Consider the following 24744-nt stretch of genomic DNA (forward strand, 5'->3'; position numbering starts at 1 on the left):
TTCGATAAGATGCAAGGGAGGAGGATTCATGACTGTTCCCGAGCACGACCGCCCGCAGCGACGAGCAGGTCGCCGCCGCGCTTCCCATTCGATGGACACGGTGATCGGAGAGGCCGTAGCACTGCTCGACGAGTCGGGCGAGTCCGCGCTGACCTTCCGCGCGCTCGCGGCACGCCTGGGCGGCGGCGTCGCAAGCATCTACTGGTACGTCTCGAGCAAGGAGGAACTGCTCGACCGGGCCGCCGACCACGTGCTCGGCGAGGTGCTCATCCGGACCAATGACTTCGACGACACCGACGATCCGATCGCCGACCTCCGGGCGGTGGCAGTCGCGCTGTTCGACACCGTGGTCGACCGGCCCTGGCTGGGTGGATACCTGATGCGCGACACCGGCACCCAGCCCAACGGACTGCAGATGTACGAGCGGCTCGGCCGTCATGTGATGCGGCTGGGCCTCAGTCCGCGAGAGACCTTCCACGGTGTCTCGGCCGTTCTCGGATTCGTCATCGGAACGGCCACCGACCTCGGACAGCAGCCGCCTGCGGCCGTGCTCGACGGCACGATGAGCCGCTCGGAGTACATCGAGCACTTCGCCGACCAGTGGCGATCCCTCGACCCCGATCGGTATCCGTTCATCCACTACACCGTCGACGAGTTCGCCGTGCACGACGACGCCGAGCAGTTCCGCGCCGGCCTCGACCTGCTGCTGTCCGGACTCCGGTTGCAGGCGGACGGTCGCTGAGACGGTCTGGCGCAGAGACTGTCGGGCGCCAAAGCTGCCCGGATACGACGAAACCCCTCGGCCGGGATTCCGGCCGAGGGGTTCCGTGCGGGTATCGGCTAGCTGTAGTCGTAGAAGCCGCGGCCACTCTTGCGGCCGAGACGGCCCGCGTCGACCATGCGGCGCAGCAGTGCCGGCGGCGCGAAGTGCGGCTCGGCGAACTCCGCGTACAGCGACTCGGCGGCGGCCAGGCAGATGTCGAGGCCGACGGTGTCGCAGAGGGTCAACGGGCCCATCGGGTAACCGCACCCGCCCTTCATCGCGGCGTCGATGTCCTCGGCGCTGGCGTAGCCCGAGTCGTACATCCGGATCGCCTGGCACAGGTACGGGATCAGCAGCGCGTTGACGATGAAGCCCGAGCGGTCGCCGGCCTGCACGGTGGTCTTGCCGAGCACGTTATTGGCGTAGTCGGTGACCGCGGCGGCGGTCTCCGGCGCGGTGGTGAGCGCGGAGATGATCTCCACCAGCGGCATCACCGGGACCGGGTTGAAGAAGTGGACGCCGACGACGCGCTCGGGACGGCTGGTGGCGGCGGCGATCTTGATGATCGGGATCGACGAGGTGTTGGTGGCGAGGATGGCCTCCGGCTTCACCACGGCGTCGAGCTTGGCGAAGATGTCGTGCTTGATCGACTCGACCTCGGGTGCCGCTTCGATGACCAGTTCGCGGTCGGCGAACTCGTCGACGTCGAGGGTCACCTTCACGCGTGCGATGGCCGCGTCGGCGTCCTCCTGCGAGATCTTGCCCTTGGCGACACCGCGCCCGATCGACTTCGCGATGCGCTCCGCCGCCGCATCGGCGAACTCCTGCTTCGTCTCGAGCACCAGCACGTCGCTGCCGGCCTTCGCGCACACCTCAGCGATGCCAGCTCCCATGGTTCCGCCGCCGATAACGCCGATGAGATTCACAAGTACTCCAAACCGCAGGGCCGCCGCGACGACGGCCGGAACAATACTGTCGACGCACAGCGTAGTTGCCTGCCGCGACGGGACGAGCAGGGGTCCGGATCGGCCTCACTTGCTCATCAGGCGCCGGATGTCGTCGCGGCCGCTCACCACGGTTACCCGGCCGCCCTCGCCGGGGTCGGGATCGGGCAACACGCGGTCGGGATCGATCAGGTAGACGTCGTGGCCGTCGAGAGTCAGTCGGCGGACCGCCTCCAGGATCATGCGGCGTCCCACGTCGCCGACCGAACTGACCCGCATGAGGTTGATCGCGACCCGCTTGCGCGTCGGCGGCGCGTCCGCCAACTCCCGGACGATGCGTTCGGCGCCGGCGAACCGGATCTCCCCCTGCAGCGACACCACCTCGACACCCGACGGTCCGTGACCGAACTCGCGGCGACTGCGCACCACCGACGGGCCCGCGGGCGGCACCTCCATCAGGTGCATTCCCATATCGGATGTGAAGCGCCGGAACAGATCGACGCCGCGCACGCTGTTGCCGTGCCGGTCGAGCCGAGGAGAGAAGGTCGCGATGCCGGCCTGACCGGGAAGTGCGCCGATCAGACCACCCGAGACGCCGCTCTTCGCCGGGATCCCGACGCGGGTCATCCAGTCGCCTGCGCCGTCGTACATTCCGCACGTGGCCATGACGCTCAACGTCTGGCGCACCACCGCGGCCGGCACCACCGGCGCACCCGTCACCGGATTGACGCCCCTGTTGGCCAGCGTCGCCGCCATCATCGCCAGATCCTCGACGGTGACCAACAACGAACACTGCCGCGTGTATCCGGCGACGGCCACCAGCGGCCCCTCATCGATGATCTCGTTGGCGCGCAACATGTTCGCCAGCGCCCGGTTGCGGTAGGCGCATGAGATCTCCGACTCGTACACCCGCTGGTCCACACGCAGGCGACGTCCGGCGAAGGCACTGAGCCCGTCCACGATCCGCTCGTTGCGCGCTTCCGGCGTCGCGCCCGGCGGTCCGACGAGAGTGTGCACGGTGATGGCGCCGGCGTTGATCATCGGGTTCAGCGGGCGGCCGGTGCCGGGTTCGAGCGAGAGTTCGTTGAAGGCGTCGCCGGTAGGCTCCACTCCCACTTTCGCGAGGACCTCGTCGAATCCCCGATCGGCCAGGGCGAGCGCGTACACGAACGGTTTGGAGATGGACTGAATGCTGAACTCGACGTCGGCGTCGCCCTGCGAGTAGCGGCGGCCGTCCTCGGTGCAGAACGACACGGCCAGCCGGTCGGGGTCGGCGTCGGCCAGTTCGGGGATGTAGTCGGCTGTGGCGCCGGACTGGTCGAACTCGACAGAACCGAGAGCTTCGGCGAGATAGTCGGGAATCGGAGAGCGCACATGCGCAGCGTACGTCGACGCGGCGGTCAGCGCCGCCGCACGGCGTAACGGCTGCTCAACTCCGCGATCCGCTGCGCGCGATGTTCGGGCCTCATGCGGCCGGCGCGCTCCAGGACCGTGATTCCGTGCAGCGCACCCCAGAAGACCTCGGTGGCCGCGCCGCCCTCGTCGTCGCCGATCGTCTCCGCCAGCACCTCGAATCCCGCCCGCAGGTCCGCCGGCGAGTCGGCACTGGCGAACTCGGCGTCGATGGCCTGCTGAAACATCGCTTCGTAGACCGCGGGATGGTCACGGCTGAACTTCAGATAGGCCTCGGCCACGGGTTCGACCGCGCCGCGGTCGCCGCCCTCGTCGAGAGCGGTACGGCACCGCCGGGTCAGCTCGACGAAGCCCTCGAGCGCCACTGCCAGCATGATCTCCGCCTTCCCGCCCGGGAAGTGACCGTAGAGCACTGGCTGGGTGTAGCCGATCGCGTCGGCGAGGTGCCGCGTGGTGACAGCCGCCCAACCGTCGGCGTCGGCTCTCTCGCGGGCCGCGTCCAGGATCGCGCGGCGCCGCTGTTCGTACCGTTCCTGACGCGACATCCGCTCAGCCATATCCGCTCCGCCTATTGCTCTCCGGCCCGACGAGGCCTACCCTAGCATTACTAGAAATTCTAGTGTCGCTAGATTTTGGAGTCGGCATGTCCCCTGTACTCGCAGTTCTCGCCACCATCGTCATCGGCGTCATGGTCGGGGTCGAATTCTCCGTCGCCTTCGTCATCAACCCGATCACGCTCGCCCTGCCCGCCGACGCCTCGATGGCCGCTCGCGCGCACGGCGCCCGCATGCTCGGACGAGTGATGCCGTTCTGGTACTTCGGATCGCTCATCCTCGCCGCCGCTCTCGCGGCCGCCTCCTGGGGTACGTCGGCGGCGGCACTCGCGCTGACCGCGGCCGTGCTGCTCGCACTGAGCGTGATCCTGTCGATCACGCTTCTCGTTCCCATCAACAACCGCTCCGCGGGCTGGACCCCGGACAACCACCCCGACGACTGGCGGGAGCAGACCCGCCGCTGGGACAGCTTCCACTACGTCAGGCTCGCGGTCATCGTCGCGGCGTTCGTCTTGGTCGCCGTCGCGGCGACCGTCGGTTGAGGAGCGATCACTCACCGTCCAGTTGGAGAGCGACACGCCTCCTCGGCGAGACGGAAGCGCAGCGGTTGCCTCGTCACCGTCTCGATCACCTGACGACGGATCTTCTTCCGGGTCGAACGAACCTGTTCGATCTCGTTCGTCGGCTGAGTCTGGTCGGCCACCATCCGATGGAGGTGGTGACTGCGCGCATTATGTGGCAGTCCCGCCCGCTCGGCCCGAGTCTTCGATTCGAGGGCGTGCGCTCGATCAGCGAGGGATCGCAGGCGTCATGAGGACAAACATCGCGTACTCGCTGGTGACAGATCGACTTCAGAGTCCGGTGCGGCAGTTGATATCGGGTCAGATTGATACTTGACCTGAATCCTGAACCGCTCATCTGGTCGCGGCTCCGAAAACGGCCCGGTCAGGCCCTCGTGCGAGTAGTCGGCGTAGGTCACGCTCTCGACGCCCTGAGGTCGCTGCGGGCCCTGAGCGGTGCGCGTGCCGACGCCTACCTCGCGGATCTTGCGAGCGGGTCGGCGGGAGCTGACTTGACCCGCCGAGCAATCGGCGCGTCCGTTCGTCATCGGTCAGGGTTGGCGGGCGGCGGTTAACGTCTCGATGTGCCGCCGGTCTGCCGGGTCGTGGCCGTCAGCCTCAAAAATTCGGATCGCCAGCGGCCACTGGACCTGGTCCGGGTCGACTTTCCACCACAGCTGTGTCATAGAGAACTTGGTCGAGGCCGAGTTGCTGCCGCCGATCCATACTGTTTCGCCCGCGAGTTCAGTCGACGCCGACACCTCGTAGCGAACGCCGCGAACGTCCGTTTTCGCGTAGATGCTGAAGCCCAACCCGAGGGGAGTGATGGTGATAGGCGACACCCATGCACGGACCCCTGGTAGCTCGCTGGCAATTTCGACTGCCTCAGTCCCGCTCAACATTGAATCACCCACGGCTCACGACACTATCCGCCGCCGGCCGCTGCCATGGGGCAGTACGTAGAACAGCCGTTAGTGCGTCCTAACCGTGTCCTGCGGCGGCAGGCCACGCGCCGACGCCCGAGGACGTGCAAGTCCCGGTAGATGAGACTCCGAGCGACGCGAAAGCCACCCGCGCACAATGTCTTTCAAACTGGCGTGTGGGGATCAGGGATTCGAGTCCCCTTAGCTCCACAAGATCGGAGGGCGACTACACTGCCATCCCGGACCGGCGATCCGTCCGGCCTCGCAAAGGCGGTGACCCGACTTCTCGACCACGCCGAGGCAGAGGGGCCCGCGTTGCGTGCCGTCGAGGGTAGATCGTCGGTCCTGTTCGGTAGTCTCCAGTCGTCGTCTGACACGGCCACAGCGATCGAATGACCATCGCCGCCCACGGCGGGTGTCCGACGACCGGCACCAGGCCGCCGAGATATCTTCCAAGGCCGTAGGCGATAGCTAGGCAATCCGGCGGGGTAGGCAACGACCCCACCAACGACGAAACCCACTCTGACCGAGGTCAGAGCGGGTTTCCTACGGTGGAGCTAAGGGGACTCGAACCCCTGACCCCCACACTGCCAGTGTGGTGCGCTACCAGCTGCGCCATAGCCCCGTGTTCACTTGTGCGCACCGGATCGTTTGCCTCTCCGAGTGCGCTAGCTAAGTTACCGCACGCGCATCACCCGGCCAAATCGGCTGGTCGGCGGCACTTGCCGGCCGACGCTACCCGGTGGGCTTCTGGCCCGCGATGATCTTGTCAAGCCATGCGGTGCCGTCCATGATGTTCTCCACCTGCTTGCCGGCCAGCAAGACAGTCGGGGTGGCGACCTGCCCCTCGGTGGAGTTGCTCAGCTGTTGCTTCGACGCGTCCGACATCGCCCGCGCCTCGTCGACCAGTCGTCCGGAGGCGATGCAGTCGCGCGTCGCCGCACCGGCGCCGTCGGCGGCGGCGAGGTCGGCGATCTGCTGATTCGTCAGGTCGTCTCCCGACTTCTCGAACAGCTGCGAGTGCAGCTTCCAGAAGACGTCGCGGCCGTCGTTGTGCGCGACGCACAGGACCGCACCGGCCGACCGCGAGGAGTAGTCGCCCGACCCGGAATCCTTGTCGAGGAAGTTCAGCATGTGATAGCGCACGCGAATCCTGCCGTCGACGACGGCCTGCTGGATCGCGGCGCCCGACTGCTGCTCGAACTTCTTGCAGTGCTCGCAGTGGAAGTCCTCGAACACGTCGATGGTCTCCGGAGCCGTCTTCTCTCCGACGATGAACGAGGCGTTCTCGGCGAGGACCTTGTCGTCGACCGGCGGATACGTCTTGTGCGTCATCCAGATGAAGCCGCCGATCACCAGCGCTGCGACCACCAGCAGTCCGATCCCGATGAACAGATACGACGACGGGCCGGCGGACTGCGGCTGGTAGTCGGGGTTCTCGCGGGGCTTGTCACCGTTCGTCACGATGTCGACCTTAGCGGGACCCGTCCAGGATCAGCCGAGCACCGAATCGACCAGCGACTGCGCCTCCGACTGCACCTCGGCGAGATGGTCGGCGCCGCGGAACGACTCCGCGTAGATCTTGTACACGTCCTCGGTCCCCGACGGACGCGCCGCGAACCAGGAGTTCTCCGTGGTCACCTTGAGTCCCCCGATCGGCGCGCCGTTGCCAGGCGCCTCGGTGAGGATCGCGGTGATCGGCTCGCCGGCCAGGGCGTCGGCGTGCACCTGGTCCGCCGACAGCGCCGCCAGCCGCGCCTTCTGCTCTCGATCGGCCGGCGCATCGATGCGCGCGTAAGCGGACTCACCGTACTCCTCGGCCAGTTCGCGGTACCGCTCCGATGGAGTGCGCCCGGTGACGGCCAGGATCTCGCAGGCGAGCAGATCCATGATGATGCCGTCCTTGTCCGTCGACCACGGGCGGGCGGCCACCGTCAGAAACGAGGCGCCGGCACTCTCCTCACCGCCGAACGCGATGGTGCCGTCGAGCAGACCGTCGACGAAGTACTTGAATCCGACAGGCACCTCGACGAGTGTGCGACCCAGACCCGCGGCCACCCGATCGATCAGGGACGACGAGACGAGGGTCTTGCCCACGGCCGCCGCCTCGCTCCACTCCTCACGGTGAGTGAACAGGTAGTCGATCGCCACCGCCAGGTAGTGGTTCGGGTTCATCAGCCCGGCGTCGGCGGTGACGATGCCGTGCCGGTCGGCGTCCGCGTCGTTGCCGGTGGCGATGTCGTACGACTCTCGCGCCGCGATCAGCGAGGCCATCGCATTGGGCGAGCTGCAGTCCATCCGGATCTTTCCGTCGGTGTCGAGCGTCATGAAACCGAACGCCGGGTCGGTCTTCGGGTTCACCACGGTCATCGAGTCGAGACGGTAGTAGTCCTTGATCTCGCCCCAGTAGGCCACCGATGCCCCACCGAGTGGGTCGGCGCCGATCCGGACGTCGGCGGCGCGGATCGCGTCCATGTCGACCACCTCGTCAAGCGCCGTGACGTACTCGCCCAGGAAGGGGTAGTCGATCACCCGCTCCGACCGCCGCGCTCGCTCGAAGGGCACCCGCCGGACGCCCGACAGCCCGTCCGCCAGCAGTTCGTTCGCCCGGGCCGCGATCGCCGAGGTGATGTCGGTGTCGGCCGGTCCGCCGCTGGGCGGGTTGTACTTGAATCCGCCGTCGGCGGGCGGGTTGTGCGACGGCGTGACGACGATCCCGTCGGCCACCGCCCCGAGTTCCTCCGAGTTGAACCGCAGGATGGCGCGCGACACCGCGGGCGTCGGCGTGAACTCGTCACCGTCGGCGGTGAACACGGTGACCTCGTTGCCGACGAGCACCTCCAGCGCCGACCGCCACGCGGGCATCGACAGCGCGTGCGTGTCGAAGCCGATGAACACCGGCCCCGTGACACCCGCCTTCCGCCGGTGTTCGACGATGGCCTGCGTCATCGCCAGCACGTGCGCCTCGTTGAACGCGCCGTCCAGACTCGATCCGCGATGCCCGGACGTGCCGAAGACCACTCGCTGGTCGGGGTTCGCGGGATCGGGGGTGATGTCGTAGTAGGCGCGTTCGACGGCTGCCACGTCGATGAGGTCGTCTGCGGTCGCGGGCGTTCCTGCTCTCGGGTGTGCCATGCCGTCGATTCTGCCACCGGTTTCTCCGGATAGTCTGGGCGAATGCTGCAGTTGGCGAACATGCTGTTGACACCGGTGCGCGCCGCCGTCCGCGATCCGGAACTGGCCGTTCTCGTGCTCCCCGGCGGAACCGATTTCAGCTACCGGCCCTTCTCCCGAGTTCAGGGCTCGGCTCTGCGGATGTACCCGTTCACCGCGTCGATCCAGATGCGCTTCGGCACGCGGGTCCGCGTCCGTCAGGTGCAGTACCGGGTCTACGGCTGGAATGGCGGACAGGCCAGCCCGATGCCCCACGCCCGGGCCGCTCTCGACCGTCTCGCGGCCGACTACCCGGGCGTCCCGATCGCCGTCATCGGCCATTCGATGGGCGGCCGGATCGCCGCGCAGTTGGGCGACGACGAGCGGGTCACCGACATCCTCGCCCTCGCGCCGTGGTGGCAGTTCGCCGACTGGCGGCAGATCCAGCCCGGCGCACGGGTTCGCGCCGTGCACGGCGAGGCCGACACCGTCACGCGGGCCCGGCGCACCGCGAAAGGCATCGCCGAGCTCGCGGCCCGCGGACTCGACGCCGAATACCTCGCGGTGCCGGACGGCGGCCATCCGATGCTCGACCACATCGGGCTCTGGCAGGGCAGCGCCCTGCGGTTCGTCGCCGACGCACTGGCCGCCGACCGTCGCTCGGTCGCGGGCACGACGGCGTAACGTCGGAATCACCACCGGCGAAAGGACACCCACGTGACCGTCTCCATCGCCCGCGTCTACGACGACCCCGACGACCACCGCGTCTTCGTCGACCGACTGTGGCCGCGCGGAGTGCACAAGGACGACCCTCGCATCGGCCGCTGGCTCAAAGAGGTGGCCCCGTCGAACGATCTGCGCAAGTGGTATCACGCGCACCCCGACGAGTACGACGCGTTCTCCGCACGCTATCGAGCGGAATTGGACGAGCCGGGACCGCAGGCCGACGCGCTCGCCGAACTGGTGCGCCTCGGAACCGACGGCGACCTGGAGCTCGCGACGGCCACCAAGGACCCGTCCACCAGTCACGTCCCGACGATCGTCGCGGCGCTCGCCGACCACGGCGTCCGCTGAGCGAGCGCTGGCCCGCCGAGTCGGCCCGGATCGTCAGTTCGTCAGCATCCCACCGTCCACGGGCAGCGTGAGACCCGAGATGTAACTGCTGGCGTCCGACGCGAGGAAGACCAGCGCGGAGTCGAGTTCCCCCGGATTCCCGATCCGGCCGAACAGCGTGCGCGGAACCACGTACTCGTCCAGGACGCCCTCGGCGAACTCGCCGGTCATCTCCGACTCGAAGTAGCCCGGCGCCAGCGCGTTCACCCGGATGCCCTTGCGGGGAGTCCACTGTTGCGCGAGGTCCCGGGTGAGACCGATGACCGCGGACTTGCTGGCCGAGTACGCGGCCTGCGGCATCAGAACCGAGGTGAGTCCCAGCACGCTCGCGAGGTTGACGATCGAACTGCCCGGCCGCATCACCCGGGCACACGCCTGGGCCATCCAGTACGAGCCGTTGACGTTGATCTCCATCACCCGGCGGAAGTCCTCGGGCTTCTCGCGCAGCGCCGGCGCGGACCAGCCGACGCCGGCATTGTTGACGAGCACATCGACGCGCCCGAACTCGGCCATCGCCGCGTCGACCGCGGCGGTGCACTGCTCGGGGTCGGAGACGTCGGTGGTGACGGCGAGCGCACGCCGTCCCATGCCCTCGATCGCGGCCCCGGTGTCGGCGAGGCGGTCCGCGCGCCGCGCGGCCAGGACCACGTCGGCGCCGACGTCGGCGAGCGCCTTCGCGAAGCCTACGCCGAGTCCGCTGGACGCGCCGGTCACGAGGGCGACCCTGCCGTCGAGACGGAAGGTGTCGAGGATTGTCGACATGGCTGTGATCTCCTTGCTCTCAGGTGATTTCGTTCGGGTCGTCGGATAGCAGCCCGACGCCGAGAATGGCGGCACAGGCCTGCGACGCCTTCGCCGCGTCCGGCTCGCGACCGGTGATGAGGTTGGTGTAGACGAACGTCTCGGTGATGCGGACGAGGATGAGTGCCAGATCGTCGATCGGCAGCGGCGAGGACATCTCCCCCGCATCGATCTCCGCCTGCACCAGTTCGCGGATCTTGCCGACGATGCGCGGCTGGACGCCACCGGCGTGCGTGGTCATCAGTCGGAGCGCCCGCTCGGGCTCACGTCGCAGAAACGTTCCGAAATGCACCGAGCCGTTGACGATGGCGGCGAACTCCCCCATCGTTCTCGCGATCTTCTCCGCTCCGCGGCCAGGTGCTCGCCGCGCGGCGGCGGCGATCGTCGGCTCGGTGATCGACCAGATGACCTCGGCCAACAAGCCGTCGCGCCCACCCCATCGACGGTAGAGTGTGGTCCGGTTCACACCCACCGTCTGAGCCAGTTCCCCGACCTCGATCCCGCCGTCCGCGATGAAGACCTCACGCGCCGCGTCGAGGACGACCTCCGGATCGATCACCGTCAATCTCCCGCCTCTGCATCATTCGAACGAAATGATGCATAATTTGACTGTAGTTCGGGGAACAATCGATCACGAGAGTGAACCGATTCACATCATCGACATTCCGGTGGCACTGCGCGTGCGAACAGCGTGAAGGAGACAGCACATGGTCCAGACGACGATGCAGCACGGAGATCTGTTGATCTCGGGGTTGGTCGAGTACAGCCGTCGAGTGTTCCCCGAGGCGAAGGTGATCACCTGGACCGGAGAGGGCACCCGTGAGGCCTCGTTCGCCGACATCGGCGACCAGGGCGCACAGATCGCCAACGCGCTGACCAAGCTGGGCGTCGCCAGGGGCGATCGGGTCGCGACCTTCATGTGGAACAACACCGAGCATCAGGCGCTGTACGCGGGCGTGCCGTCGATGGGCGCCGTTCTGCACACCCTGAACCTGCGACTCTCGCCCGAGCAGGCCGTATTCATCATCAATCACGCCGACGACAAGGTGATCTTCGTCGACGCGTCCGTCGCGCCGATGCTGTCGCAGTATCTGACCGGCACACCCAATGTGAAGCACGTCGTCGTGGCGAACGGCCCCGTCGAGTCGCTGACCGCACCCGAAGGCGTCACCGTGCACGCCTACGACGATTTGATCGCCGGCGAGCCGACGACCTACGACTGGCCGAAGCTCGACGAAACCGACGCCGCCGTCATGTGTTACACCTCGGGTACCACCGGCGACCCGAAGGGAGTCGTCTACTCGCACCGCAGCATCTACCTGCATTCGCTCCTCGGGACGTCGACGAGCGGCATGGGTCTGTCGAATCACGACACGATGCTCGCGATCGTCCCGATGTTCCACGTCATGTCGTGGGGGCTGCCGTACGCGGCGATGATGGCCGGCGCGACCCTGGTGATGCCCGACCGCTTCCTGCAGCCGGAGCCGCTGCTGGCGATGATGGCCGAGACCCGCCCGACGCTCGCCGCCGCGGTGCCGACCATCTGGCAGGGTGTGTCGGCACTGCTCGATGCGAAGCCGCAGGACATCACCCACCTGCGCGAGGTGGTCGTCGGCGGTGCGGCGGTCCCGCCGTCGATGATCACCAAGTTCGACGGTTACGGCGTCAAGATCGTGCACGCCTGGGGCATGACCGAGACCTCCCCGCTGGGGACCATCTCCCGGCCCCCGGCCGGCGTCGAGGACGAGGACGCCGCCTTCGCCTATCGGGTCACCCAGGGCCGCTTCCCCGCTCCGGTCGCCGCACGGATCGTCGGCGACGACGGCCAGGAGCAGCCGTGGGACGGCGAGGCTCGCGGTGAACTGGAGGTGTCCGGCCCGTGGATCACCGGCTCGTACTACCAGCCCGACGGCAACGTCGCCGATCCGTCGAAGTTCGACGACGGCTGGCTGCGCACCGGCGACGTCGCGACCATCACACCCGACGGGTACATGACGATCGTCGACCGCGCCAAGGACATCATCAAGACCGGAGGCGAGTGGATCTCGTCGGTGGAACTGGAGAACGTGATCGCGTCGAATCCGGCGGTCGTGGAAGCGACCGTCATCGGCGTCCCGGACGCCAAGTGGGACGAGCGGCCGTTCGTGCTCGCGGTGGTCCGCGATGAGGCGGACGCCGACGTGGAGGCGCACCGTAAGTTCCTCGAGGACCGCATCCCGCGCTGGCAGATCCCCGAGCGGTGGTCGTTCGTCACCGAGGTGCCCAAGACCTCGGTCGGCAAGTTCGACAAGAAGCGCGTCCGTCAGCACTACGCCGACGGCGACTACACGGTGCTCGGCGAACCCGACGCGTAGACGCCGCCCGCAGGCCACCCGCTCTCGAAGGCCCGACCGTCCACGCGACGGTCGGGCCTTCGAGTGCGCGGCGACCTCCGTCTAGACTCGCCTGAGTGAGCCGCAGGAAGAAGCTGGCGTTGGCGGCGCTCGGCACGATCGCAGCGCTCGTCCTCGGCGGTACCGTGTGGATCCTGGTGGCGGGCGATTTCGCGATCCACGAGGAACGGGTCACGATCGAAGGTCCCCGCGGCGAACTGCACGCGGTGCTCGCGACGCCTGTCAACAGCGAGGGACCGCACGGGCTCGTGGTGTTCGTCCACGGTGACGGGCCGGCGAACGCCAGTCGCGACGACACCTACAAGCCGCTCTGGGACGCGTACGCGAAGGCCGGATTCGCAACGCTGTCGTGGGACAAACCGGGGGTCGGCGGCGCGCCCGGAGACTGGCTCGACCAATCGATGCACGACCGTGAGACGGAGGTCGAGGCCGCTGTCTCGTGGGCCTACACGCGCCCCGACATCGATACCACCCGCATCGGCGTCTGGGGCGACGGACAGGCCGGATGGGTGGTGCCCGAGGTGCTCGCGGCGCGCAATGACGTGCGATTCGCCGTCCTGGTGGGGCCGGCGGTCAACTGGCTCCGGCAGCACGAGTTCGCGCTGCGGTCCGACTTGTCCGCACACGGCGCCCCGGCTCCGGAGGCGTCGGCGGAACTGGCACGCCGGGCCCAGCGGGTGCGCCTGTTGGAAGAGGGTGCCGGGTACGCCGCGTACCGGCGTTCCGGGATCGATCCGGAGCCGATGCCCCCCGCGCAGTGGGGCTTCGCCGAACGCAACCTCCGGTCGGATGCGACGGCGTCCCTGCCGGGCATCGCAGTTCCGCTCCTATTGGTGCTCGGGGGCGACGACCGCACCGTCGACGTGGACGAGACCGAGTCCGTCTACCGCCGCACCGTCCGGCCGGATCTGCTGACCGTGAAGCGGTTCGACGACGCCACTCACAGCATCACGCGGGAGGGAATCGAGTACCGAGACGATTTCCGTGTCGCGGCACGCACCAGGTTCGCGCCGTCTTCGGTGTACGCACCGGGCTATTTGGACGCGCTGCGCGTCTTCGCGAAACGGCATTCGCAATGACCACGTAAAGTGGGGATGTAAGCCTCGAATCCCCTTAGAAAGGCGAGATACCTATGGACGCAGCACTGTGGACGGCAATCGTTGAGCATCCTCACGTGTTCGAGCTTCTGAAGACCGTCTTCTCCGGCGTTCAGTAAGCGCCCCTCCGATTCGACGAAGTGCCCCGCCCACGGCGGGGCACTTCGCTTCTCCGGGTCAGGGCAGATCCGCTTTCGCCGCCCGCAGGAACTCGCCGCTCACCTGCACCGCGGGCGCCGAGCTGTCACCGCCGACGACGAGGGTCGCGAAGGCGAGGTCGCCGTCGATGCCGGCGAACCAGCCGTGCGAGTGGGTGTTGTCGCCGTACTCGGCCGTCCCCGTCTTGCCTCCGAGCCCCGGAATGTCGCGCAAGGCGGTCGCCGTGCCGGAACTGACGGTTTCGCGCATCATCGTCCGGAGTGCGGCGGCCGCCGACGCCGAGATCTCCGACGGCCGCGCACTCTCCCCGGTGGCGCGTCCCTGGATCAACGTGGGCGTGACGGTGTGACGCGCGGCGAGGCTCGCTTCCGCGAGCGCCATGCCGAACGGCGAGGCGGTGACCGTGCCCTGCCCGATCCCGTTCTCGACCTTCGCCGCAGTGGTCTTCGCTGCGGGGACCGCGCCTGTCACGGTGGTGAGCCCGGGGATCGTGTAGTCGACGCCGAGCCCGAGCGAGCGCGCGGTGTCGGTGAGCGCGGTATCGGACAACTCGGCCGACAGCGCCGCCATCGTCGTATTGCACGAGCGCGAGAACGCGGTGTGCAGCGGCACGGCACCGAGATCGAACTCGTTCTCGTTCGGAATGACGCGATCGCCGATCCGCTTCTTTCCGGGACACGGCAGTATCGCATCGGGCTTCGTGACGCCGGCATCGAGTGCGGCCAGCGTGGTGACCGTCTTGAACGTGGAGCCCGGCGGGTACAGACCGCTCAACGCCACCGGCCCCTGCCGGTCGGCTCCCTCGTTCTGCGCCACCGCCAGGATCCCTCCGGTCGACGGCCGGATCGCGACCAGCATCGTCGGGCGACGCGAAGTGGCGACCGCGGCATTCGCCGCACGCTGGAGGGCGACGTCGAGAGTGGTCTCCACCCGCTCGGGAGTCCGGCCGTCGAATGTCTTCACGCGCCCGATCGGGTTCCCCTCGGCGTCGGCGATCGCCACGGTGGCGCCGGCCGCCGCGTCGATCGATTTCCGCCACTGCTCCTCGAGGCCGGCGACCGCGGGAGAGCGCAGGTCCTTCGACGCGGTGAGCAGGCGTCCCTCCTTGCGGACTGTGACGCCGGGAATGGAAGCGAGGTCCCCGGCCTTCTTCGCGTCCGCGGCGCGCAGTGTCACGATCGTGGTCGGTTCCTTCTTTCCTTTGACGTCTGCGCGCACGGATGCTGCGGTGACCGTCGGCGCCACCGGCCGCAGTCGCGCGGCGAGTGCCTCCGCAGACCCGGACCGATCCGGGGCGAGCGAGACCACCGTGACCTCCTGCCAGGTGAGGAGGTCGCGACCGGACCGGTCGACGACCGGGACGTCGTAGGTCTTGTCATCGCTGTAGAGCAGACGAGCGCCGTGCTTGAGGTCTCGATGAATCAGCTGCGGCGTCCAGCGGACTTTGCCGCCCGTCTCCGCGACCGATGTGGTGTAGTCGACGGTCCGGCCGTGCGGCAGCGACCACGACCAGTTCAGTTCGTCGTCGTCCTCGCCGCCGACACTCACGTGAACCCTGGCCTCGCCCATCCCGTCGAAGCTGGCTGTGAACGCCTTCTCGGCCGACGCCGGATCGTCGGTCACCGAGGCGGCGGCGGTCATGTCGCGGCCGTTCAGCGCGTCCGCCAGCCGCTGAGCCGGCGACGGGTCACTTCCGCACGCTGTGGCGAGCGCGACGAGCAGGATGAGGACGACGCCCACGGCGATTCTGCGCATCTCTCAAGTCAACCGAGACACGGCCCGGCAGAGCAACTCACGAGCAGCCACCGGCACTGTCTTCTCGACCACACCGTCGCCGACCTGCAAGAACACGACGTCCCCGTCAGGCGGATCCTCCGCCGGTCGAGTCCGCTCCTCGTCCGGCCTGCGCCGCGGCCCCGGCCCGATTCCCATACGCACCGAGCTGTGTACCGAGACCGCGAACAGCCGCGGCGGTCAGTATCAGGGCGAATACCGACAGCGACGAGAGTTGCACTGCGCCTGCGGCCCCAGTCCGGTGGTAGAGAGCCCACAGGACCAGTACACCTCCGACGACCGGCGCCGCGACCGCGATCACGCCGACGAGCAGACGGCGACTGAGCACGGCCTGCACCACTCCCGCAGCCACCGTGACTGCCAGTGCGATCAGCGAGATCAGCATCAGCGCATTCGGTGCGGCGGTGTCGACGTTCCTCGTCGCGATCGCATCGGTGAGCGGCGTGTACGCGGTCCATCCACCGCCGACCCGCAGGAGGCCGACGAAATCGCGCGATGTCCCGGCGACCGGCTCTCCCATCTCTCCCACGAGACGAGCGACGACGAAGACCCACCAGCTCGCGGTCCCGATCCATTTCGTGATCTGCATCAACGCAGCCTAGCGATCTGCCGGATATGAGCTGCCGGATATGAGTAAGGCCCCCGGTCGGTGACGACCGGGGGCCTTACCTCGTGGAGCCGCCGGGAATTGAACCCGGGTCCTCCGCCACTTCAGTGGGGCTTCTCCGTGTGCAGTCCGCTGTGTCTCTACTCGGATCTCCCGGTCTCGCGAACAAGCCGGGATGACGATCCCAGTCGCTGTTGGATGTCCTGCCGACGCCCGCGACCGGCGGCGACAGTGAGTTCCCTAGCTGATGCCGGCATCCGGTTCCGGGAACTTAGAACCGGGCCGACAGACTAGCCTCGCTGATCAGGCAGCGAGAGCGTAGTCGCGCTGATTGGAATCGGCGCTTAATTGGTTGCTGCGACGCTTACGGTGGTCTCTAGCCTGCACCGACACGCTTCCCCCACCTCGATGCACGTAGTCGAAACCGATCGGCCCCGAGGGGGTGCCCTCCAGATTTTGGCGGACACCTAATGATAACCAACGGAGACGACAGAATCATCCCGGTATTCGTCGCGACGTCATTCGGGTCGCTCAGCCGATCCGCAGCAGTGCCGCGTCGCCCGCTCCTACCCGAATGGTGAGTTCCCCGTCCTCGGCCTTGATGCGGCGTCCGGACCAGACCTCACGCGCCGGAACCACGTCGTCGCCGGCCAGGCCGAGATCGGCGATCGGGATCGACATGTCGCGGCCGACGGGTCCGGTGTTGGTGAACGACACCAGCAGTCCCCGCTCACCGATCGCCCGCGAGTACGTCTCGGGATCGCCGTTCACCTCGGCGCCCGGTGCCGCACGGCGATCGCGGACCAACTCACCGATCTCCGGGTTCCGGATCATCTCGACCGTGCCACGGGGCACGGCAGGCAGATCTCCGGTCACCACCAGGGGCTCGGCCCTCATCACCCGCCGCGTCACCTCCGTCCGGAGCCCGGACGGAGTAGCGGCCGCGGCGTCGACGACCGTGCGTCGCTGCGCGGACGGGAGCGGATGCATGTGCAGTCCGAGCGAGGCCAGATCGGCGCGAACGCCCGAGTCGGCGTCGATCCGGGCGCGGTCCTCGTCATTGCAATCGATGAACAACTCGCGGAACCCCACGTCGCGCAGACCGGTGCGCACCAGGGCGTCCGCTTGAGCCCGCACCCGATCTGGCGCGCACGAATGGTCGGCGACGAGCCAGCCCACCTCGGGAACCGCTTGCGCCTGCGGTGCCCGGTCGGCGCAGCCCGCGGCCGTGAGCGCCGCGACCACAAGCGTCAGCGCGATGCCGGAGAGTCTGCGCGGAACCGCCAACCGCTACATTCCCTTGACGCGCCGGCCGAGAGTCCGCTCCACCTCGCGTTTAGCGGTCCGCTCGGCGATGTCGCGGCGCTTGTCGTGCGCCTGCTTGCCCTTGGCGAGCGCCAGCTCCACCTTTGCGTAACCGTCGGAGAAGTACATCGACAGTGGAACCAGCGTCAGATTTCCGTCGCGCAGCTTGCCGATGAGCCCGTCGATCTCACGACGGTGCATCAGCAATTTGCGCTTGCGTCGGGGGGCGTGGTTGGTCCAGGTGCCGCTGCCGTATTCGGCGATGTGCACGGCGTTGAGCCATACCTCACCGTCGTCGATCGTCGCGAAGGCGTCGACCAGTGACGCCTTGCCCTCGCGCAGCGCCTTGACCTCGGTCCCCTGGAGAACCATCCCCGCCTCGAAGGTCTCGAGAATCGTGTAGTTGTGCCGAGCCTTCCGGTTCGTCGCGATCACCGACTTACCCTTATCCCTGGGCACGGCAGACCTCCGAATTCTTCATGTAGTCGTCATTCACGGACATAGACGCGCAAGGTGCCGTACGCGGTGACGCCGGCGAGCACGATGCCCGACAACAGCAGCCACGGCGACACGAACCACACGTCCGCCGACGTGATGCGCGCCAGGATGTTCACACCGTAGAGGTCTTCGAGCGCTTTGTCGAAGAAGAATATCTTCGCCAGGAACAGCCCGCCGATGGCGAGCAGCGCTCCGACCACCGCGGCGATCACCGCCTCCAGCAGGAAGGGCAGCTGGGTGTACCACCTGGTGGCGCCGACCAACCGCATGATCGACACCTCCGTCCGTCTCGTATAGGCCGCGATCTGCACGGTGTTGACGATCAGCAGGATCGCGGCCACGGCCAGGACCGCGGCGATGGCGAAGGCCGCGTTGCGCGCCCCGTCGAGCACGCTGAAGATACGTTTGACCAGGTCACGTTGATCGAGGACTCCGTCGACGCCTTCGGCCCGCGAGTACTTGTCGAGCACCGCGCCGAAGCGGTCGGGATCGGCCATCCGCACGCGCAGCGCTCCCTGGTACGCCTCCTTGCGGATGAAGTCGGCGAGCTCGGGCGAGTCCTTCTCCCACGACTCCTTGGCCGTCTTGTACGCCTGCTCCTGGCTGATGAATGTCACCGACGCCACTCCCGGCTCCGACTCCAGGTCGGTGCGCAGTGTGGTGCACGGAGCCTCGAGGCAGTTCGGATCCTTCGCGGTGACCGCGTCGTTGATGAAGAACTGCATCTCGACGCGGTCGAGGAAGATCTTCTGGCTCTTGTTGGCCATCTGGATCACGAGCAGACCGCCGCCGAGCATGCCGAGGGTGATCGCCGTGGTGAGCACCATCGCGACGGTCATGGTGATGTTGCGGCGGAAGCCGTTGAAGACCTCGCCGAAGATGAAGTTCAAGCGCATGTGATGCCTTTGGTTTCCCGCCTGTGGAAGGTCAAGTGTCAGCCGATGCCGTAGACGCCGTGCTCGTCGTTGCGCACCAGGGTCCCGTTGTCGAACTCCACCACGCGGCGCCGCATCGCGTCGACGATGTGGCGGTCGTGAGTGGCCATGACGACGGTGGTGCCGCCGCGATTGACACGGTCGAGAACCTCGACGATCTCCTCGCTGGTCTCCGGGTCGAGGTTTCCGGTGGGCTCGTCGGCCAGGAGCAGAGCCGGACGATTGACGATGGCTCGCGCGATCGCCACCCGCTGCATCTCACCACCGGACAGCTCGTGCGGCATCCGGTCCGACTTGCCCGAGAGACCCACATACTCCAGGGTCTCGGGTACCGCCTCCCGGATCGTGGACGCGGGCTTGCCGATCACTTCGAGCGCGAAGGCCACGTTGTCGGCCACCGTCTTCTGCTGCAGCAGGCGGAAGTCCTGAAAGACGCAGCCGATGGACTGACGGAGCTTCGGGACCTCCCGGCTGCGGAGCTTGTTCACGTGGAAATCCCCCACGTACACGTCGCCGGACGTCGGCTTGTCCTCCTTGAGCAGCAGCCGGAAGAAGGTCGACTTACCGGAACCCGACGGACCGATCAGGAAGGCGAATTCCCCCTTCTCGACCTCCAGCGACAGATCGTCCAGCGCGGGGCGAGAAGACGCTGCGTATTGCATCGTCACATTCGTCAGCTTGATCACGGTAGCCAAGTGTACTGACCGGTCAGGACTACTCGCCCGCACTGGCTCCGGGCTGGGAGGTCGGCTGCACGGTTCCATTCGGCGCCTGCGGCAGTTGCTGCTGCTGTTGCTCCCCGGCCGGCGTGCTCGGCGTGGCCCGCCCGGTCTGACGGCCGGTGCCCTCGGTGCCCCGTCCGGTCTCAGTGGTGGGAGTCTCGGTCTGCGTCGGTTCGGTCGACGACTCGACGGTCGAGGACGTGGGGGTCTGCGAGGTGTAGCTGGGCTGCGACGTCGTCGGCTCGACAGGCTGCTGCACCTGCGTGCCCTGCGGGACCCTCGGCTCGGTGGCGTAGTGCTCGGAACTGAACCCGTAGAAGCCGAGCAGCGCGAACCATATGAGGATCAGGACGACGGTGGTCGTCCGAATGCGCGTGTGATAGACGTGCCGCATGCGCCGCGCGAGTTTCACGATCGCCGACGGCTCGGGAGCTGCGGCGGCCTCGGCGACGGTCGTGTGAGCGGCGGTGTCGGCCGGCCGTTCCTCAGTGCTCATCGCTCACCCCGCCTCCGGTCTGGGCGGCCTCGTCCCCGGCGGTCTTGACCGCCGACTGCTGCTGCACCGATTGGACGAAGATCCCGTGGCGCGCGAGGCCGTAGATGATGTCGCCGCGCAGCGCGCGGCCGATCTCGAACTGCTGGCCGGGAAGCGTCCGCGCCACCATCCGGACGGTCGCCGAGTCGAGTTCGAGGTTGGTGATGCCCAGCGGGGTCGGCGCGTCGAGCAGCAACCGGTTCCACCGCGGGTTGTCGTAGAAGGTCTGTCCCACCTCGCGCAGGACCGTGTTGACCTCGTTGATGTCGGCGTCGAGCGGCACCGGCACGTCGACCACCGACCGTGCCCAGTCCTTCGACAGGTTCGCGGCCTTGATCATCTGACCGTTCGGCACGATGAGCAGTTCGCCGTCCGTGTTCCGGAGTCGGGTGACGCGGAGCGTCACATCCTCGACAGTGCCCTCGGCTTCGAGGCCGCCGGTCACCGAGAGGTTGACGACATCGCCGTAGCCGTACTGATGCTCGGCGATGATGAAGAAGCCGGCCAGCAGATCCTGCACCACGCGCTGCGCGCCGAAGCCCAGCGCCGCACCGACCACCGCGCTCAGCCCCACGAGGCTGCTCTTCGCGACCCACATCCCCAGGATGTGCATCGTGACCGCGGCAACGGTGAGCGCTACCAACGTCCAGGTCACGACGTCCACCAGTGCCCGCCGGTGCTTCATGTCCTCGGACTGCACGATGTCGTCGCTGGACTCGAACTGCCGCAGCACCCGCTTGCTGTACCGGCCGGCACCCCATCGGAAGAACCGGATGACCAGGATCCCGCCGATGATCCAGAGCAGGATGCCGACGAAGTCGACTGCGAGCCACTTCTCCCAGGACTGCAGCCAGCTCGGCAGCCCGAGCCGATCTACCAGGTAGGTGGGAACGGAATCGATACGATCACTCGCCTTCGTTCATCCGCCAGCGGATGCCCGCTTCGATGAACTGATCGAGATCACCGTCGAGCACCGCAGACGGGTTGTTGCTTTCCACGTTCGTTCGCAGGTCCTTCACCATCTGGTAGGGGTGAAGCACGTACGAGCGCATCTGATTGCCCCAGCTGGCGCCGGTGTCGCTCTTGAGCGCGTCCATCTGCGCACGCTCCTCCAGACGCTTGCGTTCAAGGAGTTTGGCCTGCAGCACGCGCATCGCGGCGACCTTGTTCTGCAGCTGGCTCTTCTCATTCTGACATGTCACGACGATGCCCGTCGGGACGTGCGTCAGCCGCACCGCGGAGTCGGTGGTGTTGACCGACTGTCCGCCCGGGCCGGACGAGCGGTACACGTCCACCCGCACGTCGTTCTCGTCGATGTCGATGTGGTCGGTGGTCTCCACCACCGGCAACACCTCGACCTCGGCGAACGAGGTCTGCCTGCGGCCCTGGTTGTCGAACGGACTGATCCGCACCAGGCGGTGGGTGCCCTGCTCCACCGACAGCGTTCCGTACATGTACGGCGCCTTGACGGCGAAGGTCGCGGACTTGAGGCCCGCTTCCTCCGCGTACGAGGTGTCGTACACCTCGACCGGATGCCCGTGCTGCTCGGCCCACCGGATGTACATGCGCATCAGCATCTGCGCCCAGTCCGCCGCATCCACTCCGCCCGCACCGGAGCGGATGTTCACCAGCGCCTCGCGGGGGTCGTACTCGCCCGCGAGCATGGTCTTGACCTCCATGGCCTCGATGTCGCGGCGCAGGTCCGCTCGCTCGGTCTCCGCGTCCTCGAGAGCCGCGACGGCCGAGTCGCCCTCCTCCGCCTCCGCGAGCTCGTACAGCACCGGGAGATCGTCGAGGCGCGACCGGAGCTCGCTGACCCGGCGGAGTTCAGACTGCGCGTGCGAGAGCTCGGAGGTGACGCTCTGCGCGTGCTCCTGGTCGTTCCACAGGTCGGGGTCGGAAGCCTGCATCTCGAGCTCGTCGATTCGGCGACGGAGCTCGTCGAGGTCCATCACCTTCTCGACGGTCGTCAGGGTGGCGTCGAGCGATTCGAGATCAGCGGAGACATCGGGGTGCACGAGGAACCAGGTTACCCTCTGGCCGCGGACGCCCGACCGCGGTCAGTCGCCGAGCACCCCGAACCGCCACGTGGAGTCGACCTTGCCGGGCCGGTACACCACGGGCATCGACGCGCCCACCGTCGGCGCGACGTCGTCGGCGCCGAGCACCTGAGTGCCGTACACCTCGGTGGGAGCGATCTGCGGGCCGATGATGGTGCCGCTGATGGTGCAGTACCGGCTCCCGTTCTTGTCGGGCTCGTTCTGCCTGCCGAGCCCGGTCACCGTGAGCGTGCCCTCCACATAGCCGGAGGCCGCGTCGACGCCGCCTCCGAACATCCGGCGCCCACGGCGCTGCATCAGCATCGCGACGAGCGACGTCGCGACGATCAGGATGAACACGACGCTGATCCACACAGGCATGGCCCGAGAGTACCGCCGGACGGCATCGGGAAGAGACGGATGTCGCACGGCCGGACGCATCGGCCGCCGGTGCTAGCCTCGGATGCCGTGGCTACCCTCTCGGACGCCGGTCACGGCGCAGATCTTCAGCTGGCACTCGATCTGGCCGATGCAGCCGACGACCTCACGCTCTCCCGCTTCGGCGCCCTCGATCTGCACGTCGACTCGAAGCCCGATCTCACCCCGGTGTCGGACGCCGACCTCGCGTGCGAACGGATGATCCGCGACCGCATCGCCCAGGCCCGACCCGCCGACGCCGTGCTCGGCGAGGAGTTCGGCGGCGACCCGCTGCTCACCGGGCGGCAATGGGTGGTGGATCCGATCGACGGCACCAAGAACTTCGTCCGCGGCGTTCCCGTCTGGGCCACGCTCATCGCCCTGCTCGTGGACGGCGTGCCGTCGGTCGGCGTGGTGAGTGCGCCTGCGTTGAACCGGCGCTGGTGGGCGGCGGCGGGCGGCGGCGCCTTCGCGTCGCTCGACGGCGGCGAGCCCAGGCCGATCTCGGTGTCGAAGGTCGACGACCTCGGCTCGGCGTCGTTGGCCTTCTCCAGCCTGTCCGGCTGGGCCGACCGCGGCATCCGCGACCGATTCATCGCGCTCACCGACAGCGTCTGGCGCGTGCGCGGCTACGGCGACTTCTTCAACTACTGCCTCGTCGCCGAGGGCGCAGTGGACATCGCCGCCGAACCGGAGGTCTCCCTGTGGGATCTCGCGGCACTCGATGTCCTGGTACGCGAGGCGGGCGGCGAGTTCACCGATCTGGGCGGCAGGCCCGGCCCGGGCGGCGGAAGCGCCGTGGCCACGAACGGTCTGCTGCAGCGGGAGACTCTGGCAGCCCTGGGGACGTGATCCTCCGCGCGTGACTCCGCGTTCGCGCCGGAATACTCCTGCGGCACAAGGAAGTCGCCGGTAGCCTCCGCGATGGAGCGACATCCCGCTCCGAGAACTGAATGCGGAGGCGCCATGAGCAACGAAGTGAAGATGATCGTCCTGTCGACCGACGATCTCGACGAATCGATCAAGTTCTACAGCGAGACGCTGGGAATGGCTCTGAAGTTCCGCGACGGCGCACACTTCGCCGCCCTCGACGGCGGCGGAGTCACCGTCGCACTCGCGACGGCCGTCGACCACCCGATCCACGGTCAGGTGGTGGTCGGAATCAAGACCGACGACGTCGACGCGGCCGCGAAGGCCGTCGAAGCGAGCGGCGGCGGCATCGTCACCCAGGCGTACAACGACGCGCACGAGCGGCGTGCGGTGGTCTACGACAACAAGGGCAACGGGCTGGTCTTCTACAGTCCGTTGCCGAAACAGTGACCACGCGGCGGTGATTCAGGCCGCGGCGGCGGTCACAGTTCGACGGGCACCCCGGACTCCAGCACGGAGAACTCGGTGCCCGTCGGCCTCATCTCGTCGATCCGAGCATTGTGAATGGCACGGCCGGCATCGGACAGGACGGCCTGGTGGATCGGGAAGGCCCGCCGCGGCGCGACCGCGCGCAGGTAGTCGACGGGCTCGCTGAGCTTGAGCCACGGCGCGGCCGCGGGCAGGGCCAGAACGTCGATCCGCTCGAACGGGATGTACAGGCTGTCGCCGGGGTGCATGAAGGCGCCGGGACGGTCGGCGGCGTCCACCACGTACGCGATATTGTCGACCACCGGCAGATCCGGGTGGATCACGGCGTGTCTGCCGCCGGTGCCGCGGACGGTCAGCGCCCCGATTCGCGTCTGCTCCCCCGCCGCCATCACCGACCACTGGCCGGCGTCCCGCTTCTCGTTCAGTTGGGCCGCGGTCTGCGGGTCGGCGTAACGGACCGCCTGCGGATTGGCGTCGACCAGCGCGGGCAGCCGCGCCGGATCCGCATGGTCGGGGTGCTGATGGGTGATGAGAATCGCGTCCAGCCCGGTCAGCGTCTCGAATCCCGACGAGAGGTTTCCGGGGTCGAAGAGCACCCGGGTGCGATCGATCTCGAGCAGTACGCAGGAGTGGCCGAAATGGGTGATGCGCATGGCTCCG

27 protein-coding genes, 1 tRNA gene and 1 other RNA gene are annotated in these 24744 nt (G+C 67.7%); 8 read left to right on the plus strand and 21 right to left on the minus strand.

The features are described 5' to 3' along the window. The first annotated feature begins 28 nt into the window (after positions 1-28). Entirely contained in the window at positions 29-742 is a 714-nt protein-coding gene (locus P5P27_RS14240) for a TetR/AcrR family transcriptional regulator (protein ID WP_278124571.1), read from the plus strand. A gap of 98 nt (positions 743-840) precedes the next feature. On the opposite strand, the gene P5P27_RS14245 is transcribed toward P5P27_RS14240, so the two are convergent. The 3 genes from P5P27_RS14245 to P5P27_RS14255 all read right to left on the minus strand — a co-directional run bounded on the left by P5P27_RS14245 (position 841) and on the right by P5P27_RS14255 (position 3677). Next, entirely contained in the window at positions 841-1689 is an 849-nt protein-coding gene (locus tag P5P27_RS14245; protein ID WP_278124573.1) for a 3-hydroxybutyryl-CoA dehydrogenase, read from the minus strand. A gap of 105 nt (positions 1690-1794) precedes the next feature. After that, positions 1795-3081 (minus strand): glutaminase, encoded by a 1287-nt coding sequence (locus P5P27_RS14250; protein ID WP_006898275.1) that lies wholly within the window; start codon positions 3079-3081, stop codon positions 1795-1797. Positions 3082-3107: 26 nt separating this feature from the next. Further along, on the minus strand, positions 3108-3677 hold the full coding sequence (locus tag P5P27_RS14255) for a TetR/AcrR family transcriptional regulator (RefSeq protein WP_278124575.1): 570 nt from the start codon (positions 3675-3677) through the stop codon (positions 3108-3110). 86 nt (positions 3678-3763) lie between these two features. Between P5P27_RS14255 and P5P27_RS14260 the strand changes: the two genes are divergently transcribed. Next, on the plus strand, positions 3764-4216 hold the full coding sequence (locus tag P5P27_RS14260) for an anthrone oxygenase family protein (protein ID WP_278124578.1): 453 nt from the start codon (positions 3764-3766) through the stop codon (positions 4214-4216). A 569-nt stretch (positions 4217-4785) separates the two neighbouring features. On the opposite strand, the gene P5P27_RS14265 is transcribed toward P5P27_RS14260, so the two are convergent. From P5P27_RS14265 to pgm, 4 genes are all read right to left on the minus strand, one after another. Further along, positions 4786-5148 (minus strand): hypothetical protein, encoded by a 363-nt coding sequence (locus tag P5P27_RS14265; protein WP_278124580.1) that lies wholly within the window; start codon positions 5146-5148, stop codon positions 4786-4788. Positions 5149-5709: 561 nt separating this feature from the next. Beyond that, positions 5710-5782: transfer RNA gene (locus P5P27_RS14270), tRNA-Ala, on the minus strand. Between the two features lie 110 nt (positions 5783-5892). Continuing rightward, positions 5893-6621, minus strand: coding sequence for a DsbA family protein (locus P5P27_RS14275; protein WP_278124582.1), 729 nt, complete (start codon positions 6619-6621; stop codon positions 5893-5895). Positions 6622-6651: 30 nt separating this feature from the next. Further along, complete coding sequence (gene pgm / locus P5P27_RS14280; protein ID WP_278124584.1) at positions 6652-8292, minus strand: phosphoglucomutase (alpha-D-glucose-1,6-bisphosphate-dependent); 1641 nt, start codon at positions 8290-8292, stop codon at positions 6652-6654. A 42-nt stretch (positions 8293-8334) separates the two neighbouring features. Between pgm and P5P27_RS14285 the strand changes: the two genes are divergently transcribed. Together P5P27_RS14285 and P5P27_RS14290 are read left to right on the plus strand one after the other, a co-directional pair. Further along, positions 8335-8994: an alpha/beta fold hydrolase gene (locus P5P27_RS14285; protein ID WP_278124586.1), complete on the plus strand. Its 660-nt coding sequence runs from the start codon at positions 8335-8337 to the stop codon at positions 8992-8994. 33 nt (positions 8995-9027) lie between these two features. Continuing rightward, on the plus strand, positions 9028-9384 hold the full coding sequence (locus P5P27_RS14290; RefSeq protein ID WP_006898299.1) for a DUF488 domain-containing protein: 357 nt from the start codon (positions 9028-9030) through the stop codon (positions 9382-9384). Between the two features lie 33 nt (positions 9385-9417). Here the strand turns inward: P5P27_RS14290 and P5P27_RS14295 are convergent, their stop codons facing one another. Together P5P27_RS14295 and P5P27_RS14300 are read right to left on the minus strand one after the other, a co-directional pair. After that, entirely contained in the window at positions 9418-10185 is a 768-nt protein-coding gene (locus tag P5P27_RS14295) for an SDR family NAD(P)-dependent oxidoreductase (protein ID WP_278124590.1), read from the minus strand. 19 nt (positions 10186-10204) lie between these two features. Further along, on the minus strand, positions 10205-10783 hold the full coding sequence (locus tag P5P27_RS14300; protein ID WP_006898296.1) for a TetR/AcrR family transcriptional regulator: 579 nt from the start codon (positions 10781-10783) through the stop codon (positions 10205-10207). Between the two features lie 148 nt (positions 10784-10931). On the opposite strand from P5P27_RS14300, the gene P5P27_RS14305 reads away from it, so the two are divergent. After that, a complete protein-coding gene (locus tag P5P27_RS14305; protein ID WP_006898295.1) occupies positions 10932-12578 on the plus strand; it encodes a long-chain fatty acid--CoA ligase in 1647 nt (548 codons plus the stop codon). Positions 12579-12673: 95 nt separating this feature from the next. After that, a complete protein-coding gene (locus P5P27_RS14310) occupies positions 12674-13696 on the plus strand; it encodes an alpha/beta hydrolase family protein (RefSeq protein WP_278124594.1) in 1023 nt (340 codons plus the stop codon). A 195-nt stretch (positions 13697-13891) separates the two neighbouring features. Here the strand turns inward: P5P27_RS14310 and P5P27_RS14315 are convergent, their stop codons facing one another. The 11 genes from P5P27_RS14315 to P5P27_RS14365 all read right to left on the minus strand — a co-directional run bounded on the left by P5P27_RS14315 (position 13892) and on the right by P5P27_RS14365 (position 22689). After that, a complete protein-coding gene (locus P5P27_RS14315) occupies positions 13892-15628 on the minus strand; it encodes a penicillin-binding transpeptidase domain-containing protein (protein WP_006898293.1) in 1737 nt (578 codons plus the stop codon). 106 nt (positions 15629-15734) lie between these two features. After that, positions 15735-16256: a hypothetical protein gene (locus P5P27_RS14320; protein ID WP_278124597.1), complete on the minus strand. Its 522-nt coding sequence runs from the start codon at positions 16254-16256 to the stop codon at positions 15735-15737. Between the two features lie 81 nt (positions 16257-16337). Then, positions 16338-16710: a transfer-messenger RNA gene (gene ssrA / locus P5P27_RS14325) on the minus strand. A gap of 95 nt (positions 16711-16805) precedes the next feature. Further along, complete coding sequence (locus P5P27_RS14330) at positions 16806-17561, minus strand: alpha-amylase family protein (RefSeq protein ID WP_278124599.1); 756 nt, start codon at positions 17559-17561, stop codon at positions 16806-16808. A 3-nt stretch (positions 17562-17564) separates the two neighbouring features. After that, positions 17565-18038 carry an SsrA-binding protein SmpB gene (gene smpB, locus P5P27_RS14335; protein WP_006898290.1) on the minus strand — a complete coding sequence of 158 codons (474 nt, stop codon included), beginning with the start codon at positions 18036-18038 and terminating at the stop codon, positions 17565-17567. Positions 18039-18067: 29 nt separating this feature from the next. After that, positions 18068-18973, minus strand: a complete 906-nt coding sequence (gene ftsX, locus P5P27_RS14340) for a permease-like cell division protein FtsX (protein ID WP_006898289.1) — start codon at positions 18971-18973, stop codon at positions 18068-18070. A 38-nt stretch (positions 18974-19011) separates the two neighbouring features. Continuing rightward, complete coding sequence (ftsE, locus tag P5P27_RS14345) at positions 19012-19698, minus strand: cell division ATP-binding protein FtsE (protein WP_006898288.1); 687 nt, start codon at positions 19696-19698, stop codon at positions 19012-19014. A 28-nt stretch (positions 19699-19726) separates the two neighbouring features. Beyond that, a complete protein-coding gene (locus P5P27_RS14350) occupies positions 19727-20230 on the minus strand; it encodes an Rv3103c transmembrane domain-containing protein (RefSeq protein ID WP_006898287.1) in 504 nt (167 codons plus the stop codon). After that, positions 20220-21149, minus strand: a complete 930-nt coding sequence (locus P5P27_RS14355) for a mechanosensitive ion channel family protein (protein WP_045538593.1) — start codon at positions 21147-21149, stop codon at positions 20220-20222. Before P5P27_RS14355 ends, P5P27_RS14350 begins: the two co-directional genes overlap by 11 nt. Before the next feature lie 25 nt (positions 21150-21174). Continuing rightward, positions 21175-22287, minus strand: a complete 1113-nt coding sequence (gene prfB / locus P5P27_RS14360) for a peptide chain release factor 2 (protein ID WP_006898285.1) — start codon at positions 22285-22287, stop codon at positions 21175-21177. Positions 22288-22329: 42 nt separating this feature from the next. Then, a complete protein-coding gene (locus P5P27_RS14365; protein ID WP_051999706.1) occupies positions 22330-22689 on the minus strand; it encodes a hypothetical protein in 360 nt (119 codons plus the stop codon). A gap of 87 nt (positions 22690-22776) precedes the next feature. On the opposite strand from P5P27_RS14365, the gene hisN reads away from it, so the two are divergent. Further along, positions 22777-23577, plus strand: a complete 801-nt coding sequence (gene hisN, locus P5P27_RS14370) for a histidinol-phosphatase (RefSeq protein WP_006898283.1) — start codon at positions 22777-22779, stop codon at positions 23575-23577. A gap of 114 nt (positions 23578-23691) precedes the next feature. Beyond that, positions 23692-24045 carry a VOC family protein gene (locus P5P27_RS14375; protein WP_006898282.1) on the plus strand — a complete coding sequence of 118 codons (354 nt, stop codon included), beginning with the start codon at positions 23692-23694 and terminating at the stop codon, positions 24043-24045. Between the two features lie 32 nt (positions 24046-24077). Here P5P27_RS14375 and P5P27_RS14380 read toward each other — a convergent pair whose 3' ends face one another. Then, the gene (locus P5P27_RS14380; protein ID WP_278124608.1) at positions 24078-24737 is read right to left on the minus strand and encodes an MBL fold metallo-hydrolase; all 660 of its coding nucleotides are present in this window, start codon (positions 24735-24737) and stop codon (positions 24078-24080) included. Positions 24738-24744: the final 7 nt, after the last annotated feature.

The sequence above is a fragment of the Gordonia sihwensis genome (assembly GCF_029632925.1).
GTDB lineage: Bacteria > Actinomycetota > Actinomycetes > Mycobacteriales > Mycobacteriaceae > Gordonia > Gordonia sihwensis.